Raw genomic sequence first — 18,062 nt, 5'->3', positions numbered from 1 at the left:
GGGCCGGCGGTCCCGGTCAGGCAGTTTCGGTCAGGCGGTCCCGGTCAGGTGTTCTCGGCCTCGGCCAGGGCCTCCTCGACATGCGCGACCAGGCGACGCTGGTCGGTCGGGCAGACCGTGCTCCACGGCGCGCAGCCCTCCCTGGCCCGCCGCACCTGGAGGTACCGGCCCTCCGCCGTGTCGAAGAAGCCGACCACCCACTCGGTGCGCCGCCGCCGGCCGAGCTGGTCGCGCGCGGCCGCCCCGAACTGCCCGAGGTGCGTCGCGCCCCGCGTCATCCGGGCCAGGGCGTGGGCGTCCTCGGCCCGCACCCCGCGGTCGCGCAGCGCCTCGGCCAGCCCCTCGTGGCTGCTGTCGCACGCGCCCGCCGCCGCGTCGAGGTCGGCGCTGGGCAGGGTCACCGAGTGGCCCGGCCCGGCCGGTCGTGGCGGCAGCACCCCGACCGCCTCCCGGGGCAGCCCGGTCGACGCCGCCTCGCGCAGGGTCAGCCGGTCGCCGTCGAGCACCGCGAGCACGGCGTCGTCCCCGCGCGCCGCGGCCAGCACCCGGATCCGCCGACCCAGCCAGATCCGGCCGTCGACCTCGCGGTCCGGGTGGGCGAGCAGCCGCAGCAGGTCGGCCAGCCGGTCCTCCACGTGCGGCGCGCTGGCCAGCCCGCGCCCGGCCAGGTCGGCCCATGCCCGGTCGGCCAACGCGGACCGCTCGGTCCAGGTCCGCCCCGGCGACGGCACCTTGATCGGCAACGGCATCGCGCCGAGCTCCAGGTGCTCCCAGAGCACGTCGAACTCCAGCGCGGTCAGCGTGAGGGGGTCGTCGAGCGCGGTCCCGTCCAGAGCGATCACGGGGCGTCGCCCTCGCCGATGACCGGGGGCACGACGCGCCGGCCGGCCCCGAACGCGGTCGGACGGGTCGGGTCGCCGAACACGTCGTCGGCGGGCAGCAGGTAGTTCGTGCGGTCGTGCCCGGCCTCGTCCACCCGGTGCGGAGCGGGCGACGCCTGGACCACGGGCGGGGTGCCGGGGGCCGCGATCAGGTGCTCCGCGCCGATCACGCCGGAGGCGGGGAGCACGCCGGGGCCGACGACCGGCGCCGGCGCGCTCGGTTGGTGCTGGCGCCCGGCGCCGGCGTCGGCGAACGGGCCGGCCACCAGTCCCCGGTGGTCCCGTGGACCGTCCGTCGTGGACTCCTCCCAGGAGGACCGTCCACCGGACGTCGGCCCGTCCTGCTGCCCCGGGCGGGGCCGGCCGCCTGGACGGTCCACGGTGGACCGGCCGGTTCCGCCGGCCGGCGGGGGAACTGTCGGAACCGCCGGGACCGGGTGCGGCGGGGCGGGTGGGCGCGCGAGCGCCGGGAGCCCGCCGACCGGCGGTGCGGGGCGCGGGCCCGGAACGGTCGGCTGGTGCGGCCCGGGAGGCGGCGGCGCCGGGGCGCGCTGACCGCTGGCCGTCCCGGCCGGCGTCGAAGGCGCGCCCGTCGACGCGTTCGCCGACGCGGAGACCGCGGGCGTGCCGGGGGCCGGGGGCGCCGGCCGGGGCGGCGGCGTCGCGCCCCGCTGCGGCGTCGAGGCCGGGCGAGGGGCCGGCGTCGAGGGTTGGCGGGCCGCCGCGGTGCCGCCCACGACCGGGCCGCTCGGCCGGGGCGCCCGCCGGAGCAGGCCCGCCACACCGGCGCCGACCGCGACCGTGGCGAACGGCGTCGCCACCACGACCTGGGGCGGCGGGGAGAACTCTCCCAACGTGCTGGTGTTGCTCCGGGTGCTGCTCTCGTACGTGACCATCACCTCGAACGCGCGTTGCTCCGCGGCGTCCGCGGCCGCCTCCTGGCGCTCGTAGTCGGTCTGCCCGCCGAAGAGGTGGACCAGGCCGCTCACCACCGCCGAGGGCTCCTCCGCGGTGACGGCCACCGGCTGGGGCATGTCGGCGCGGGCCTTGCTCACGTAGTCGGCCTGCAGCTCGGCGGACAGCCGCATCACCTCGGCGCCGCCGCGCGCGTCGCAAGCCCACTCGCCGAGCGGGGTGAGGCCGGCCCTGGCGGCGTCCGCGGCCGCGCCCTCCCAGCTCCCGCCGCAGCGCTCCAACGCCGCGGTCAGGTCGCTGTCGATCTCGCCGAGGGCCCGCGTCAGCTCCGACCAGCGCACCACCGAGGAGGCGGACGCCGCCGCGCCGGGTCCGGCGTGGATCTGCGCGTAGAGCTCCTCGTGGGTGTACCCGCGCCAACGGTGGTCGCCCATGCCCGCCCTCCCGGCTGCCTCAGCGGTGCTTCTTGCCCCACAGGGCCGCGTTGTCGCCCTCGGTGGCTCGGTACTGCGCCTCGGCGTCCCGCAGCGCGTCCGCGGCGGCCTTGAGCTGGCGCTGGTAGCTCTGCAACGCGTGCAGCGCGCCCTCGCCGCTGTCCACCGAGGCGTCGTTGAACCGCGTCGCGGCCTCCGCGCTGACCGGGTCCCCGGCCCACGGCCGGATGCGCAGGTCGGTGATGGCCATGTCGACCTGGGGGTCGAGCCGGTTCAACGCGGACTCGAAGGCGCGCCGCAGCTCGGGGATCGAGGACGGCTCGACCCGCAGCGTGTTCGCGAGGGGACTCTGCTGGCCGGTCGTGGGCACCGCGCCCGTCGACGTCGGACCTGTCGGTGTGGGGCTCGTCGGCGCTGGGCTCGTCGGCACTGGTGCCCTCCCGGAACGACACGTAAGCGAGGTCACTGTATCCACACAGAGTGACGGTGTGGAGGGTTCCGCGTGACGTTCACGCGGAGTGGTTGTGATCAGCGGGTGGCGCGGAGCGAGCTGACGACGGCCTCGGCGACCCGGCGGGCGCCCTGGCAGAGTTCGTCCTGGGGCGGGGGTTTCTGGTTGCCGCCGTCGCGGAGCAGGACGTCGAGGAACTGGCCGTCGGCCATGTCGACCTCCACGTTGCAGAAGGCGTCCTGGCCAGGAGTCCGGACGACGAGGGCGGGGAAGCCGGCGATCTGGGCGTTCACGGCGTCCACCTGGGCGGTGTCGTCGTGCCACACCTCGATCCCCTGGTCGGTCACGAAGGCCACCCGGGCCACCAGTCCGTGCGCGCCGTCGCGCAGGCTGCACGCCCTGGCGTTGGCGAAGCGGGAGTCCGCGTACGGGGTGGGCGGGCCGTCGAGGGAGAGCTGGCGGCGCTGGTCCGGGGAGAGGACGGCGCACGGGTCCACAGTGTCCAGCGGGATCTCCGCCGGGCGCGGGGAGCGGGCGAGGGTGGTGGTGGCCGGCAGCGGGGGATCGGCGACCCTGGGCGTGCCGTTCGAGCGCGCGCTGCTGCTGGTCCAGGTGCACCCGGCCGTGGCGGCGGCGAGGAGGACGGCCAGCACGGCCCGCGCTCCGTCCGTCGTCGGCCACCCGCTCCGCATGGCGCGTACCGTAGCGGAGCACTTGCCGGAAGTGATCGCGGATCACTGCTCCGGACGACGCTCGACCGGGCCATTGTGCCCGGTCAGGGTGGGTGGTGATCGCCGGTCGGGGTGACGTGGCGGTGATGCCGTGCGCACTCCCTGGAGCCCGTCCTGGGGCGCCGCCTGGCGACTGGCCGGTGTGGATCTTCGTGCGATGTTCGGCGGTCCAGCTGTGTTCGGCCGTCCTTGGCGCGGTTCATCCACAGTGCTCGGCCGTGTTCATCCCCACTTGTCCACAGTCACCCGATTTCCTCCACAGGGCTTCATGATCGCCTTGGGGGCCGGGTGCTGGGCCGATAGGCTGGAGCAGGGCTCGCCCCCCAGGGCGGGTGGGGGCTGTCCCGAGGGTGTTCGAAGCGCGGGGCCGGAGGAACGGCCGGGTCAGCGCGCGGAGTCGGACGCCAGGCGCGACCAGAGCAGGACGTCCTGTCGGTCGCCGTCCACCAGCGCGGCCTCCCGCAGTCGACCGTCCACAGTGAACCCGCACTTCTCCGCGAGCCGGCGTGCCGGCTCGTTGTCGGCGGTGTGCCGGAACGTCACGTGGTGCAGCCCGAGGCCGGCGAAGCCGAACCCCAGGGCCGCCCGCACCGCGGTGGCCATGACACCCCGGCGTCGGTGCTCCGGTCGGGTCCAGCAGGACAACTCGGCGGTGCCCGCCGTCAGGTCGAGGCTCCGGAGGCCGACCTCGCCGAGCATCTCACCGCTCACGGTGTCCGCGACCGCCCACGAGCAGCCGGTGTCCTCGGCCCACTCGGCGGTGCGCAGCGCGACGTACTCGCCCGCCGACTCCAGGCCGTCCACCCGCGGACCCGGGACGTACCGCCGGTGCGCGTCGTCGGCGAAGGCCGCCACGAGGGACCGCCGGTCGTCGAAGGCCCGGTCGACGCGGATTCCCCGCAGGTACCAGGTGCCGGCGTTGATCTCCACGGATTCCACCCGCCGACCCTAACGCGATCCCCGAACCGGACGGCCGCCCTGGTCGGCGGCCCCGTCGGCCGGCCCCGGTGGGCCGGCGTTCAGCCGGCCTCGGTGGTGAACCCGTCGCGCTGCTCGGCCGCGCGGTCCAGCGCGTCCCGCCAGCACGACGCGGGCAGCCCGTCCGGCGCGGTCTCCACCAGCACCACCCAGTCGACGTCCTCCGCGTCGTCCTCCCCGGCGAGCATGTCCCGGTGCACGCTGCACGGGGACCAGCCGTCGGCGGTCAGCTCCTCCGCGAGCTCCTCCGCCTCGTCCCGGTCCGGCAGCACCACGAGCACGCCCGGCGCGGCCGCGTCGCGTCCGCCGCCCGGCCCGTCGCCCGCGTCGAGCAGGCCGTGCTCGACCAGGGCCGCGCGCAGCGCCCCGGTGTCCGGCACGTGCGCCGCCATGAGGCCGAGTTCGGCGGCGGCCGCGGTGTTCGCGGCGCTGTCGTCGCAGAACAGGGTCCTCGCCGGGGAGTGCTGCAACACCCGCAGCGCCCGGCGGAACGCCTCCGGATCGGGCTTGACCGCGCCGAGCCGGTGCGACGAGACGACCGCGTCGACCTCGCGGTCCAGGCCGAGCGCGCGCAGGTCGGCGCCCAGCCGGGTGGTCGCGTTGGTCAGCAGGGCGACCCGGCAGCGTCGGCGGGCCAGCCGCACCAGCTCGACCGCCTCCGGCACCACCGAGCCGGTCCGGCGCCAGGCCCCGGCCGCCGACCGGGCCACCTCCGGCGCCACGCCCTGCCCGACCAGCCGGCCGGCGATCGCCTCCTGCCACCCGGCGTCGTCGACCTCGCCCAGCAGCGCCGGCCGCACGACCTCGGGGTGGAACGCGCTGGCCGCCAGCGAGCCCCTCGGCAGGCCGTGCGCGTCCTCGACCTGGTCGTCCGGGTCGAACCGCCGCAGCACACCGTCGAGATCGAGCAACAACAACGTGGGGTGGTCAGCCACTCCGCCTCCCGGCGCCGAAGAGCATGATCATGAGAAAGGCCAGCGCCCCGAACACCAGCCACTGCCGGAGGACCAGCGCCATCCCCGCGACAGCCACCAGGGCCACGAGGAGAGCGGTCCGTCCGCCTCCCCGCCGCGTGGGCCGGGGCGGCGGGCTCAGCGGAGGGGGCGGGGTCGGCCTGGGCTCGGGGAGGTCGGCGAACAGGGCCGCGAGGTCGCCGTGGTACCGCGCGGCCAGCACCCGCGCGCACCGTTCGTCGTACTCGGCGATGTCCAGCCGACCGGCGGTGAGGTGCTGGGAGAGCGCGGACACCGCCCGCTCCCGCTCAGCGTCGCCGATGCGGAGGTCCGGAGTCCGCCCACTGTCCGCCACGCGCCGATGGTACGTCCGCCGCGCCGCGCGACTCCCCGCCCGTCGGAGCCCCTCGGGGCCCGTCGGAGCCGGCGGAGGGGCGCTCCCAGGCGGAAACGCCCCTCACGCAGAACGAGGACGGTGCCGGCTCAGTCCTTGATCTCGCAGAGGACCGTGCCCTGGCTGACGGCGCTGCCAGGCGCGGCGGCCAGCGCGGTGACCGTGCCGCCCTTGTGCGCCGTCACCGGGTTCTCCATCTTCATGGCCTCCAGCACGACGACCAGGTCGCCGGCCTGGACCTGCTGGCCCTCCTCGACGGCGACCTTGACGATCGTGCCCTGCATCGGCGCGGTCACGGCGTCGCCGGAGACGGCGGCGGCCGACCTGCCGCCGGCGCGGCGGCGGGGCTTGGCCTTCGCGGCCGCGCCGCCGCCACCCGGGTTGAGGGCGAGGTCGCCGGGCAGCGAGACCTCCAGCCGGCGTCCGCCGACCTCCACGACCACGGTCTGCCGAGCGGCGGCGTCCTCGTCGGCGACGTCCGCGCCCCCGGTGAACGGCTCGACCGTGTTGTCGAACTCGGTCTCGATCCACCTGGTGTGCACCAGGAAGCCGTCCTCGCCGGTGAAGGCGGGGTCGCGCACCACGAGCCGGTGGAACGGCAACACGGTGGCCATGCCCTCGACCACCATCTCGTCCAGGGCGCGCCGGGCCCGCTCCAGCGCCTGGGTGCGGTTCTCACCGGTGACGATCAGCTTGGCCAGCAGCGAGTCGAACTGGCCGCCGATCACGCTGCCGGTCTCGACGCCGGCGTCCACCCGGACCCCGGGGCCGGCCGGCGCGACGAATCGGGTGACCGTGCCGGGCGCCGGCAGGAAGTTGCGGCCGGCGTCCTCGCCGTTGATCCGGAACTCGAGGGAGTGGCCGCGCGGCTCCGGGTCGGAGTCGAAGCGCAGCTTCTCGCCGGCGGCGATGCGGAACTGCTCCCGCACCAGGTCGACGCCGGCGGTCTCCTCGCTCACCGGGTGCTCGACCTGGAGCCGGGTGTTGACCTCCAGGAACGAGATCGTGCCGTCGGTGCCGACGAGGAACTCGACGGTGCCCGCGCCGTGGTAGCCGGCCTCACGGCAGATGGCCCGCGCGGCCTCGTGGATGGTGCGGCGCTGCTCGTCGGTCAGGAACGGCGCCGGCGCCTCCTCGACGAGCTTCTGGTGGCGGCGCTGCAGGGAGCAGTCACGGGTGCCGACGACGATCACGTTGCCGTACTGGTCGGCCAGCACCTGGGCCTCGACGTGCCGCGGCTTGTCCAGGTAGCGCTCGACGAAACACTCGCCCCTGCCGAACGCGGTGACGGCCTCGCGCACCGCCGAGTCGTACAGCTCGGGGATCTCCTCCAGAGTGCGGGCGACCTTCAGGCCCCGCCCGCCACCGCCGAAGGCGGCCTTGATGGCGACCGGGAGGCCGTTCTCCCTGGCGAAGGCGACGACCTCGTCCGGCCCGGACACCGGGTCCTTGGTGCCGGGCACCAGCGGCGCGCCCGCGCGGGTCGCGATGTGCCGGGCGGTGACCTTGTCGCCGAGGTCCCTGATCGCCTGCGGGCTCGGGCCGATCCACACCAGCCCGGCGTCCAGCACCGCCTGCGCGAAGTCGGCGTTCTCGGAGAGGAAGCCGTAGCCGGGGTGCACGGCGTCGGCGCCGGACCGCCTGGCCACGTCGATGATCTTGTCGATGACGAGGTAGGACTCGGCGGCGGTGGCGCCGCCGAGCGCGAACGCCTCGTCCGCCATGCGGACGAACGGGGCGTCCCGGTCGGGGTCGGCGTAGACAGCCACGCTGCCCAGCCCGGCGTCCCCGCAGGCGCGGATCACCCGGACGGCGATCTCACCCCGGTTGGCGATCAGCACCTTCGTCAGCGTGCTGCTGCTGTGCTCCGCGGGCTCGGGCACGCCCTACCTCCTCGTGTCGCACGTCCCACGTGCATCGTCCTGCTGCGCGGGCGTTTTCGGGCGAGTTTATGGTCAGCCGGGGGCGAGCCGACCGAGAGCCGCCTCACGTCCGAGGACCGGAGGGAGGACAACGTGCCCGCTGGACCCGCCGGTTCGGTCGGTCAGGCCCGCTCCGTGCTGGTCGCCATGTGCCTGGCGGCCACGGTGACCGCGGCCGCGCTGGTGGTGGCGGCCGCGCTCCGGGAGGGTACCGGGGGCGTGGCCGGCGGTGGGCAGGGCGACGGCGCCGACGGGTCGGCGGCCGCCGTGCCGTCGGGGTGCGAGGGCGGCCCGTGCCGGTCCGTCGCGTCCGCCGAGGTGGGTGGGGACCGGGTCGAGTTGCTCGCCGACCCCGCCGACGACAGCGCCTGGGTCCGGGTGACCGGGATGGCCGGGATCAGCGTTCTCGAGACGAACACGGTGCGGCTCGGGGCCCGGCTGACGGCCGACTCGCTGCGGTGCACGGAGTTCGCCCGCTCCGTCTGCCTGGTCCGGGGCGCGAACGGCGCGGGGGAGCTGTTCGCCGACGTGTTCGTCGGCAACGCCGGGTCGTGGTCCCGGATCGACGCGGTGTACAGCTCGGACGCCGGCTACCTGGAGCTGGCGCCGAGCTGGCCGGACGGCCTGCCGGACGTGGTGACGGTGCAGCGCGCCTGCGGCGTCGCCGCCGCCGCGGACTGCGGTCAGGTCGTCGCCCGGGTGCACAGCCTGGGCGGCGGGGACGTGGGCTGCACCCGCCCCGCGCCCACCAGGGACCAGCTCCCCGGCTGGCCGCGGGTGGCGCCCCGTCGGGAGCAACTCGTGCGGTGCGACTACTAGGTCCGGCTGGTTCGGATTCGGACTGGCGGGGCGAACCGCGGCGGGACGAACTTCGGCGAGACGACCTTTGCCGGTACGAACTTCGGCGAGACGAGCCGTGGGAACAGCGATGGCCGTGAGCGACGGGGTCGCTCACGGCCATCGGCTGGCGGGTCTGTCGGCGCGTGGAGTGCGGACGCGCCGGTCTGCGGTGGGATCAGGCGGCGGCCGGCTGGACCGAGCCCTGCTCGCCGTCCGCGAAGACGTCGCGGCGCGGGGCCTCGAACGCCTTGTCGTCCAGGATGCCCTCGCTCCTGGCGACCACCACCGGCACCACCATCTGGCCGGCGACGTTCGTCGCGGTGCGCATCATGTCCAGGATCGGGTCGATCGCCAGGATCAGGCCGACGCCGGCCAGCGGGAGGCCCACCGTCGACAGGGTCAGCGTCAGCATGACGATCGCGCCGGTGAGGCCGGCGGTGGCGGCCGAGCCGACCACCGAGACGAAGGCGATCAGGACGTAGTCCCAGATCCCGAGCGGCTGGCCGAAGACCTGCGCCACGAAGATCGCGGCGATCGCCGGGTACACCGCGGCGCAGCCGTCCATCTTGGTGGTGGCGCCGAACGGGACGGCGAAGCTGGCGTACTCACGCGGCACACCGAGGTTGTCGGTGGTCATCTTCTGGGTCAGCGGGAGCGTGCCCACCGAGGACCGGGAGACGAAGGCGAGCTGGATGGCCGGCCAGGCGTTGGCGAAGAACTTCAGCGGGCTGACCCGGCCGAAGACGCGCAGCACCAGCGGGTAGACCACGAAGAGCACCAGCGCGCAGCCGATGTAGACGGCGCCGGCGAAGGTGGCCAGCGGGCGGAGCAGCTCGAAGCCGTACTGGGCGGTCGCCTTGCCGATCAGGCCGAGGGTGCCCAGCGGCGCCAGCCGGATGACCCACCACAGCGCCTTCTGCACGATCTCCAGCAGCGACCGGTTGAACCGGAGGAAGGGCTCGGCCTTCTCGCCGACGCGGTAGGCCGCGATGCCGGCGACGATCGCCAGGAAGACGATCTGCAGCACCTCGCCGTTGGCGAAGGCGGCGACCGGGTTGGTCGGGATGATGCCCTTGAGGAAGTCCAGCCAGCCGCCGGTGCTCTTGGGCTTGTAGTTCTGGTCGATCGGCAGCGTGACGCCCGAGCCCGGGTTGGTGATGAGGCCGGTCGCGATGCCGATCAGGACCGCCGCCAGCGAGGTGACGGCGAACCACAGCAGGGTCTTGCCGCCGAGGCGGGCGACCGCCCGGGGACCGCCCTGGATGTCGCGCAGGTTGGCGATGCTCACCACGATGGCGGTGAACACGAGCGGGATGACGGCCAGCTTGAGCAGCTGGACGAAGGTGTTGCCGACGGTGGCCAGCGTGGTGGACAACCAGGCGGCGCCGGTGGATCTGGCCACCAGGCCGAGGGCGACGCCGAGCACCAGGCTGGCGATCACCTGCACGCTGAACGGGACCTTCTTCAGGGCGCTGAGCACTGCGCACTCCGTGGGTGACGGGTGGGTGACGGGGAGGCGGGAGATCGGCTCAGACCGGACAGATGGCGCTGGCCTGCCGTCGGAGGTCGACGTGCAGGCGCTCGGTGAGAAGCCATCCAGTGTCCATAACGCTCGGTGAAACCCTAAGCGTTGGTTGACTGTTCCCGTACCTGCTTACGGGTGATAACGCTCACTCACTGTAGTTGATCTTGGCTGACCTGTGGTAGCGCTCACTCCTCGGGATGATCCCCGCGGGCTTGCCCGGTTTGCCCTGGTCCGGAGGTATCGGAGGGCGGACGCGCATCGAAAGGCGGACCGGCGGGAGCCGGTGCGGGGGCGCGACCCCGGCGCGTCCGGGGGTGCCGTCGTCCCCGTCCGTCCGCTCGTGTGGGGTTCTGTCCGCCCGGACGGGGATGCCGTGCCGCCTCAGGAGGCGGTCGGCCGCCACAGGTCGACCACGCTCACACCCACCTGGGCGAGCAGGCGCCGGGTGAGCGGCAGGCTGATGCCGATCACGCTCGACGGGTCGCCGTCGACCCCCTCGACGAACCAGCCGCCGTAGCCGTCGAGCGTGAAGCCGCCGGCCACCGCGAGCGGCTCGCCGGTCGCGAGGTAGGCGTCGAGCTCGGCGTCCGTCGGCTCGCCGAACCGCACCACGGTGCGCTCGCTGCCGCCGGCCTCGGCGGCCACGACGCCGTCCCGCAGCCGCACTACCGCGTGCCCGGTGACCAGCTGGCCGGTCCGCCCGGCCACCCGGCCCCACCGCTCGCGCGCCCGCTCGACGCTGCCCGGCTTGCCGACGACCTCCGTGCCGTCCGGCCCGTCGACCGCGAGCATCGAGTCGCAGCCGACGACCACGGCGTCCGGGTGCTCTGCCGCGGCCCCTGCGACGACCGCCGCCGCCTTGGCCGCGGCCAGGGCGGTCACCAGCTCGTCCGGGGTGGGGTCGGTCAGCGTCGCCGCGACCGCGTCCTCGTCGACGCCGGAGACGACGACCACGGGGTCGACGCCGGCCGCGCGGAGCACGGCCAACCGGGCGGGGGATGCCGAAGCGAGCACCAGGCGCATGGCTGACGAGCCTACGAGCCCGGCCGGGCGCGCCCGCCGAAGGGGGAGCGCGCCCGGCCGCGGTGGCCCCGGGTCAGGACGCGGGGGACGGGCTGGCCGCGGGGGACGGCTTGGCCGCGGTGGTTCCGCCGTCCTGGCCGTCCTCGCCAGCCGCACCGGCCTCGCTGGCTTCGGCGGCCGCGCCCGGCTGGCCCGGCTGGCCGGGCCGTGATCGGCGCGCCATCCCGAGACAGCAGAGCGCGGCGACCAGGACGACGCCGAGCGGCAGCAGGACGGTGTGGCGCATGGCCGTGACGAACCCGTGCTGGAACACCTCGGTCCCGAGGCGGCCGAGCGTCTCGGCCACGTCGGGTGGCAGGTCGGCCGGGGGCTTCGGGGCGGCCCCGCCGATCTCCACCCCGCCCGAGGCGAGGTGGTCCACCCCCTCGACGAACCGCTGCCGCACCGCCTCCGGGAGCTGGCCGGACCGGGCGACCGCCTCCTCGTGCAACGAGCTCACCAGGCGGGCCTGCAACAGGGCGCCCACCGCGGCGCCGCCGAGCACGCTGCCCACCTGCCGGGTGGTGTTGAAGACGCCGGACGCCGAGCCGGCGAGGCGCTTGTCCATCGCGCCCATCGCGACGTTGGCCATCGGGGTGAACACGCACCCGACGCCGATGCCGCCCAGGATGAGCGCGGGCAGGAACGACCACGGGTTGCTGCCCGGCTCGGCCGTCGCGGCGATGATCCCGTACCCCGTCGCGAAGGCGACCAGCCCGAACATCAGCAGGTACTTGCCGCCGACGCGGTCGGCGAGCCGGCCGACCACCGGTCCGACCAGGCCGGCCACCACCGACGACGGGGCGCTGACCAGCCCGGCGGTGATCGCGGACAGGCCGAGCACCGACTGGAGGTAGAGGGTCATCGGCAGCATCAGGCCGACCATCGCGAAGCCGACGCCGAGCCCCACGGCGTTGGCCAGTCCGAAGTTCCGGTGCGCGAACAACGCCATTGGCACGAGCGGTTCCCGCCGGTTGCGGCGCTGCTGCACGACGAAGAGCAGGAGCAGGAGCACGCCGACGCCGAGGATCAGCGGGATGCTCAGCGGTCCGACAACCGCACCCCAGTGGTAGCGCTCGCCCTCCAGCAGGCCGAAGGTGACCGCGAGCAGCCCGGAGGTGACCAGCAGGAGCCCGGGCAGGTCGAAGCTGTGCGCGGTCCCGGGGCGCAGGTCGGGCACCACGACCGCGGCCAGCGCCAGGCCGACGACGCCGACCGGCACGTTGACGAAGAAGATCCACTCCCAGCTCAGGTGGGTCACCAGCACCCCACCCACCAGCGGCCCGGCCAGCGTCGCCACGCCGGCGACCCCGCTCCACAGGCCGAAGGCCGCGCCCCGGCGGTTCGGCGGGAACAGCGTCGCGACGAAGACCGAGGTCTGCGGGGTCAGCAGCGCCGCGCCCACGCCCTGCGCCGCGCGGGCGGCGATCAGCTCGCCGACACCGCCGGCGAACCCGCACCACGCCGAGGCCGCGGTGAAGACCAGCAGGCCGGCCAGGTACAGCCGCTTGGGTCCGTACCGGTCGCCCAGCCGGCCGGCGACGATCAGCGGCACCGCGCCGGTGAGCACGTAGACGTTGACCACCCAGAGGATCTCGTCCAGGGACGATCCCAGGTCGGTCAGCATCGCCGGCATCGCGATGTTCACGATCGTGCCGTCCAGCATGATCATGAAGAAGCCGAGGCAGAGCGCGCCGAGCACCGCCCACGGGTTCCTGCTCCCGGTCACCGCTCGTCCTCCGGCGTGGTGTCCGGGCCGCCCCCGGGGCTCAGGGCGGGGGAGCTCGCCGGCCACCGCAGGTCGCCGTCCTCGATCCGGTCCAGGGTCTCGGTCACCCACGCCAGCTCCGCCTCGCGCATGGCGACCCGGTAGTCGACGTCCAGCCAGTACATCCGCTCCGAGACGTCGTCGGCCAGGCACGAGCTCACGGCGCGCAGCGTGGCGAGCTCGCCGGCCAGGTGCGTCCGGCGCACCCGCAGCTTCTGGACCGCGAGCTCCTGGTCGAGCTGGTGCAGGAACGCCACCGCCATCAGGAACTCCGGGTACTCGTCGGCGGACAACGCCACCATCCGGGTGAGCCGGTCGGCGAAGGCCTCCCGGCCGGCGTCGGTGATCCGGTAGACCGTGCGCTCCGGCCGGCGGCCCTCCCGCGTGGTCTCCACGGCCTCGACCAGCGCGAACCGCTCCAGTCGCTCGATCGTGTGGTACAGCGAGCCGACGCGGACCTTGACGATCCGCCGCTCCGCCGTCTGCCGCTCGCGCATCGTCTGCTGGATCTCGTAGGGGTGCATCGAGCGCTCGTGCAGCAGCTCCAGCACCGCCATCGCGAGCGGTGACAGCGCCCGCTCGGCTGGCTCGTCCATCTGGACTCCATGTCGATCAGTCGAAGTGGAATGCTCCACGCGGACTATATGGCGAGAGGATGGCGCCCCGGGATGTGCGGCGCGAGCTGTGGCGCGTGTCACGCGCGCGAAAAGGACGAGGCCGGCATGGCGCCGGAGAACGGGCGCCACGCCGGCCTCGGGTTCGTCAGCGCGGGGTCAGTTCGTGTCCCGGTTGACGCGGACGTCCGGCTTCGCGAGCACCCGCCCGGGGTCGACCCGGAGCGGCCCGGCCGGGGCGCCGGCCTCCGGAGGTCCGCCGAGGACCGGCAGGCGGACGGAGGTGCCCGCGAGGTCGAGCGACACCTCCGGCGGCTGGGCCGGCGCGACGACGAACCGGCCGTCGGTGCCGCCCACCACCACCGCGAGCCGGTGGCCGGCGGGCACCACGTGGTCGGTGGTGGAGAGCCGGAACGTCATCGTGTACGGCTGACCGGGGCGCAGCGGCTCGCCCTTCTCCAGGGAGGCGTGGTTGGCGATGTCGGCCCACCCCCTGGCGAACACCTCCAGGTCGACCTCCTTGGTCGTGGCGGCGGTGTCGCGGTAGCAGGCGCTGTCGCCCTGCCGGTCCGCTCCCCAGCACGACCGCGTGTCGAGCGGCCGGATTCCCTCGCCGCTGGCCAGGTAGTCCCGGATGGTCGCCGGCCCGTAGTCCACGAGCGCGGCGGACACGTGGGCGGTCGGCGTCGACGACGTGACGGTCACCGTGACCTGACCGGTCCCGGCCACCCGGAGGTCCTTCGTCAGCGGGCCGGTGCTGAACAGCACCCGGGCCGAGGACGACTGGTCGGGGTCGAGCGCCCAGTCGAACTCGTCCTGTCGCGGGTCGTCCGTGAACGTCTCGGTGGCGCCCTCGGCGGCCGCCTCGGTGTCCAGCCGGCCCAGCCCCGGGGTGTCTCCTGACCGGGGGTGCAGCGTGACCGGGGCGACGCCGGGCGCGGGCCAGCTCGGCTCGTCGACCCACTGGTCCGGTTGCCGCTCCACGCTGGCCGAGGGCTCCCGCTCGATCCCGTTGTCCACGCCCAGCAGCCACCGGTCGAACCACCGGTGCAGCGTGCGCACCCACTCCGCCCGGCGGAAGTCGAACGGGTCGACGTGCCCCGCTTGGCCCAGCCAGACCTTCCTGGCCACCCCGCTCCTGGCGACGGCGTCCCACCACTGTCCGAAGTGGATGGTCTTGACGTTCAGGTCGCCGAGGCCGTGCACCGCGAAGACGCTGGCCCGCACCCGGTCGGCGTGCCGGACGTAGTCCCGCTCCGTCCACAGTGGAGTGAAGTCGCCGTTCTTCGGCGCCCCGGCGACGAGCTGGCTCTTCACGGCGCGGCAGTCGCGCCGGCCGCCGTTCTCCTCCACTCGCTGCGCCAGGCCGACCGGGTCGTGGCCGAACGAGACGCCGTCGGAGCGGTAGTAGTCGTACCAGGAGCTGATCGCGCCGATGGGCACGATCGTGCGCAGCCCGTCGACGCCGGTGGCCGCGACCCCGTTGGCGATCGTGCCGTCGTAGGACTTCCCGATCATCCCGGTCGCCCCGGAGGCCCAGCTCGCCCGCACCGGCCGTCCGCCCGAGCGCGCGTCGTAACCCCGGGCGCGGCCGTTCAGCCAGTCCACCACCGCCTTCGCCGAGGCGATGTCGGAGCGACCGCCGACGTCCACGCAGCCCTCCGACCGGTTGGTGCCGGAGAGGTCGACCAGCACGACGGCGTAGCCGCGGGGCACGAAGTAGTTGTCGTAGTACAGCGGGAAGCCCACCGGGCGCCCGGCCGAGTCGTAGGTCTTGCGCTCGCTGTCCATGCCGCGCCCGCAACACGAGTAGTAGGGGCTGGCATCCATGACCACCGGAACCCGTTGGCCCCGGCTGGCGGGCTCCCGGGGCCGGATGATGTCGGCGGCGACCCGGTCCGACACCCCGTCCCGGTCACCGTCGAGGCCGATGTCCACCCACACGGTCTCCCGCACGGCCTTGCCGAAGTCGTGGATCGGCTGGCTCACCCCGTCCCGGACCGCGAACGCCGCCGACGTGGCGGCGGCCGCTGGGACGACCAGGGTCGAGAGCAGTGCCGCGAGGGCGACGAGTCCCATGAAGAGTCGACGCACCGAACACCTCCCACAGCAGGGTGTTCGGGACGCTACGGGGAGTGATCACGCCGCCGGCAGATCCGATCGTCGGGACCTCGTCGGATGATCAGGCGAACGGGTTCGCGACGAGGTGCTGAGGACTCCCGAGCGACTGGTCCAGAGTGTTTCGAGCAACGCGCGCGCGACTGAGGAACACACAGGATCATGTGGATTGTGTGCGTGAACGAGGACGTTTGTGTCGACGAACGTCAGTTCAGGCTCAGTCACCGGTCGTGAAGATCCTCTCGGCGCCAGCTCCGTCCCCCGCGGTCGACGGCGTTGGCCAGCGCGTCGAAGGCGACCTGCTTCGCCCGCTCGTAGCGCTCGTCGGACTCCTCGATCGCCCGGACGTCTCGGGCGATCAGGCTGCTCAGGGACATCCCCCGTCTGGCTGCCGCAGCCTTGGCGCGGCGGATGACGTCCTCGTCGAGTTGAACTGTCAGATTCTGCTTTGCCATGCCCGTATTGCTCCACGTGGACCACGTGACTCTCACGTGGTCCACGTGGGGTGGTCGTGGGGTCAGCGCGGCAGGGCGGAGGCGCGCCAGGCTCCGGGGCCGGGACGCGGGGGGTGCCGCAGGCGGGCGGCCGGGTCGGCCCAGGTCGAGCGCGGGCGGGGGCTGGTCGTGCCCGCGTCCGCGCCCGCCGAGGCCAGCCCGGCGACGACCGCGGTGAGCGCGGCCAGCTCGACGTCGTCGGGGGCGCCGCGCACCACGCGCAGCAGGGGTCGCCTCGGCTGTTCGTCCACGGCCTCGCTCCCGGTCACAGCGGGATGTTCCCGTGCTTCTTGGGCGGCAACGTCTCCCGCTTCTCCTTCAGCACGCGCAGCGCGCGGGCGATGTGGCCCCTGGTGTGCGAGGGCGGGATCACCGTGTCCACGTAGCCGCGCTCGGCGGCCACGTACGGGTTGCACAGCGTGTCCTCGTACTCCTGCTGGAGCTCGGCCCGCAGCGCCTCCACGTCCTCGCCCCGCTGCGCGGCCTCGGTCAGCCGCTTGCGGTGCACGATGTTCGCGGCGCCCTGCGCGCCCATGACGGCGATCTGCGCGGTCGGCCACGCCAGGTTGAGGTCGGCGCCGAGGTGCTTGGACCCCATGACGTCGTACGCGCCGCCGTAGGCCTTGCGGGTGATCACGGTGACCAGCGGGACCGTGGCCTCGGCGTAGGCGTAGATCAGCTTCGCGCCGCGCCGGATGATGCCGTTCCACTCCTGGTCGGTGCCGGGCAGGAAGCCGGGCACGTCCACGAAGGTCAGCACCGGGATGTTGAACGCGTCGCAGGTGCGCACGAACCGGGCGGCCTTCTCACTGGCGTCGATGTCCAGGCAGCCGGCGAACTGGGTGGGCTGGTTGGCCACCACGCCCACGCTGCGGCCCTCGACGCGGCCGAAGCCGACCACGATGTTGGGCGCGAACAGCGGCTGGACCTCCAGGAACTCGCCGTCGTCGAGCACGCGGGTGATGACCTCGTGCATGTCGTACGGCTGGTTGGCCGAGTCCGGGACGAGGGTGTCGAGCTCGCGGTCGGAGTCGGTGAGGTTCTCCGCGATCGAGCCGGCCTCCGCGCCGGCGTCGAACACCGGGGCCTCGGACAGGTTGTTCGACGGCAGGAACGACAGCAGCTCCTTGACGTAGGAGATGGCGTCGTCCTCGTCCGCGGCCAGGTGGTGCGCGTTGCCGGACTTCGTGTTGTGCGTCCGGCCGCCGCCGAGCTCCTCGAAGCCGACGTCCTCGCCGGTCACCGTCTTGATGACGTCCGGGCCGGTGATGAACATGTGCGAGGTCTTGTCGACCATGACCGTGAAGTCGGTGAGCGCCGGCGAGTACACGTGGCCGCCCGCGCACGGACCCATGATCAGCGAGATCTGCGGGATCACGCCGGAGGCGTGCGTGTTGCGCCGGAAGATCTCCCCGTAGAGGCCGAGCGAGACCACGCCCTCCTGGATGCGCGCGCCGCCGCCCTCGTTGATGCCGACGATCGGGCAGCCGGTCTTCAGGGCGAGGTCCATCACCTTGACGATCTTCTCGCCGTAGACCTCGCCCAGGCTGCCGCCGAAGACGGTGACGTCCTGGCTGAACACGCACACCGGCCGGCCGTCGACGGTGCCGTAGCCGGTGACCACGCCGTCGCCGTAGGGCCGGGTGCGCTCCAGGCCGAAGTTGGTCGAGCGGTGCCGCGCCAGCTCGTCCAGCTCCACGAACGAGCCAGGGTCGAGCAGCAGGTCGATCCGCTCCCTGGCGGTCTTCTTGCCCTTGGCGTGCTGCTTCTCCACCGCCCGGGCCGAGCCCGCGTGCACCGCCTCGTCGTCGCGCCGGTAGAGGTCGGCGAGCTTGCCGGCGGTGGTGTGGATGTCCGGCTGGGGGTCGGACACAGCCGGGGGCTGGCCGATCGGCTCCGTCGCGCTGCTCACGGCCTCGCAGCGTAGCCACGGTGGGAAGGGCCGCCGCGTCCGCGTTGCCCACGTCACGCGGCTCGGTCAG

The 18,062-nt window shown here is 74.0% G+C and carries 18 protein-coding genes; 1 reads left to right on the top strand and 17 read right to left on the bottom strand.

The window, feature by feature from the left end; translation table 11 throughout:
* Positions 1-44 precede the first annotated feature (44 nt).
* From BUE43_RS25520 to BUE43_RS25485, 8 genes are all read right to left on the bottom strand, one after another.
* Positions 45-842 (bottom strand): ESX secretion-associated protein EspG, encoded by a 798-nt coding sequence (locus BUE43_RS25520; RefSeq protein ID WP_234995916.1) that lies wholly within the window; start codon positions 840-842, stop codon positions 45-47.
* Positions 839-2,230 (bottom strand): PPE domain-containing protein, encoded by a 1,392-nt coding sequence (locus BUE43_RS25515; protein ID WP_073487837.1) that lies wholly within the window; start codon positions 2,228-2,230, stop codon positions 839-841. The genes BUE43_RS25520 and BUE43_RS25515 overlap by 4 nt, the downstream gene beginning before the upstream one ends.
* A 19-nt stretch (positions 2,231-2,249) precedes the next feature.
* A complete protein-coding gene (locus BUE43_RS25510; protein WP_143174375.1) occupies positions 2,250-2,600 on the bottom strand; it encodes a transcriptional regulator in 351 nt (116 codons plus the stop codon).
* A 158-nt stretch (positions 2,601-2,758) separates the two neighbouring features.
* Positions 2,759-3,373, bottom strand: a complete 615-nt coding sequence (locus tag BUE43_RS25505; RefSeq protein WP_083960138.1) for a DUF3558 domain-containing protein — start codon at positions 3,371-3,373, stop codon at positions 2,759-2,761.
* Between the two features lie 423 nt (positions 3,374-3,796).
* Positions 3,797-4,351 (bottom strand): GNAT family N-acetyltransferase, encoded by a 555-nt coding sequence (locus BUE43_RS25500; protein ID WP_143174374.1) that lies wholly within the window; start codon positions 4,349-4,351, stop codon positions 3,797-3,799.
* 80 nt (positions 4,352-4,431) lie between these two features.
* Positions 4,432-5,325, bottom strand: a complete 894-nt coding sequence (locus BUE43_RS25495; protein ID WP_073487828.1) for an HAD family hydrolase — start codon at positions 5,323-5,325, stop codon at positions 4,432-4,434.
* A complete protein-coding gene (locus BUE43_RS25490; RefSeq protein ID WP_073487826.1) occupies positions 5,318-5,698 on the bottom strand; it encodes a DUF1707 SHOCT-like domain-containing protein in 381 nt (126 codons plus the stop codon). Before BUE43_RS25490 ends, BUE43_RS25495 begins: the two co-directional genes overlap by 8 nt.
* 128 nt (positions 5,699-5,826) lie before the next feature.
* The gene (locus BUE43_RS25485) at positions 5,827-7,620 is read right to left on the bottom strand and encodes an acetyl/propionyl/methylcrotonyl-CoA carboxylase subunit alpha (protein ID WP_073487823.1); all 1,794 of its coding nucleotides are present in this window, start codon (positions 7,618-7,620) and stop codon (positions 5,827-5,829) included.
* A 132-nt stretch (positions 7,621-7,752) separates the two neighbouring features.
* Here BUE43_RS25485 and BUE43_RS25480 point away from each other — a divergent pair, with 132 nt between their 5' ends.
* Positions 7,753-8,478: a hypothetical protein gene (locus tag BUE43_RS25480; protein WP_073487821.1), complete on the top strand. Its 726-nt coding sequence runs from the start codon at positions 7,753-7,755 to the stop codon at positions 8,476-8,478.
* A gap of 196 nt (positions 8,479-8,674) precedes the next feature.
* Here the strand turns inward: BUE43_RS25480 and BUE43_RS25475 are convergent, their stop codons facing one another.
* From BUE43_RS25475 to BUE43_RS25435, 9 genes are all read right to left on the bottom strand, one after another.
* Positions 8,675-9,979, bottom strand: a complete 1,305-nt coding sequence (locus tag BUE43_RS25475) for a dicarboxylate/amino acid:cation symporter (protein WP_073487819.1) — start codon at positions 9,977-9,979, stop codon at positions 8,675-8,677.
* 49 nt (positions 9,980-10,028) lie between these two features.
* Positions 10,029-10,106 carry a putative leader peptide gene (locus tag BUE43_RS36045; RefSeq protein ID WP_143174386.1) on the bottom strand — a complete coding sequence of 26 codons (78 nt, stop codon included), beginning with the start codon at positions 10,104-10,106 and terminating at the stop codon, positions 10,029-10,031.
* Between the two features lie 299 nt (positions 10,107-10,405).
* A complete protein-coding gene (locus BUE43_RS25465; protein ID WP_073487815.1) occupies positions 10,406-11,047 on the bottom strand; it encodes a Maf family protein in 642 nt (213 codons plus the stop codon).
* Positions 11,048-11,120: 73 nt separating this feature from the next.
* Positions 11,121-12,815 carry an MFS transporter gene (locus BUE43_RS25460; RefSeq protein ID WP_073487812.1) on the bottom strand — a complete coding sequence of 565 codons (1,695 nt, stop codon included), beginning with the start codon at positions 12,813-12,815 and terminating at the stop codon, positions 11,121-11,123.
* On the bottom strand, positions 12,812-13,450 hold the full coding sequence (locus tag BUE43_RS25455; protein WP_073487810.1) for a PadR family transcriptional regulator: 639 nt from the start codon (positions 13,448-13,450) through the stop codon (positions 12,812-12,814). Before BUE43_RS25455 ends, BUE43_RS25460 begins: the two co-directional genes overlap by 4 nt.
* 177 nt (positions 13,451-13,627) lie before the next feature.
* Positions 13,628-15,547, bottom strand: a complete 1,920-nt coding sequence (locus BUE43_RS25450; protein WP_073487808.1) for a Xaa-Pro dipeptidyl-peptidase — start codon at positions 15,545-15,547, stop codon at positions 13,628-13,630.
* 260 nt (positions 15,548-15,807) lie between these two features.
* Positions 15,808-16,041 carry a DUF6364 family protein gene (locus BUE43_RS25445; protein WP_143174373.1) on the bottom strand — a complete coding sequence of 78 codons (234 nt, stop codon included), beginning with the start codon at positions 16,039-16,041 and terminating at the stop codon, positions 15,808-15,810.
* A 62-nt stretch (positions 16,042-16,103) separates the two neighbouring features.
* On the bottom strand, positions 16,104-16,349 hold the full coding sequence (locus tag BUE43_RS25440; RefSeq protein WP_234995915.1) for an acyl-CoA carboxylase subunit epsilon: 246 nt from the start codon (positions 16,347-16,349) through the stop codon (positions 16,104-16,106).
* Positions 16,346-17,992 carry an acyl-CoA carboxylase subunit beta gene (locus BUE43_RS25435; RefSeq protein ID WP_073487804.1) on the bottom strand — a complete coding sequence of 549 codons (1,647 nt, stop codon included), beginning with the start codon at positions 17,990-17,992 and terminating at the stop codon, positions 16,346-16,348. Before BUE43_RS25435 ends, BUE43_RS25440 begins: the two co-directional genes overlap by 4 nt.
* Positions 17,993-18,062 lie beyond the last annotated feature (70 nt).

It is taken from the genome of Streptoalloteichus hindustanus (assembly GCF_900129375.1).
GTDB classification, from domain to species: Bacteria; Actinomycetota; Actinomycetes; order Mycobacteriales; family Pseudonocardiaceae; genus Streptoalloteichus; species Streptoalloteichus hindustanus.
Note: the sequence above shows the minus strand (reverse complement) of the source record. Positions and strands in the feature narration are given on the sequence as shown.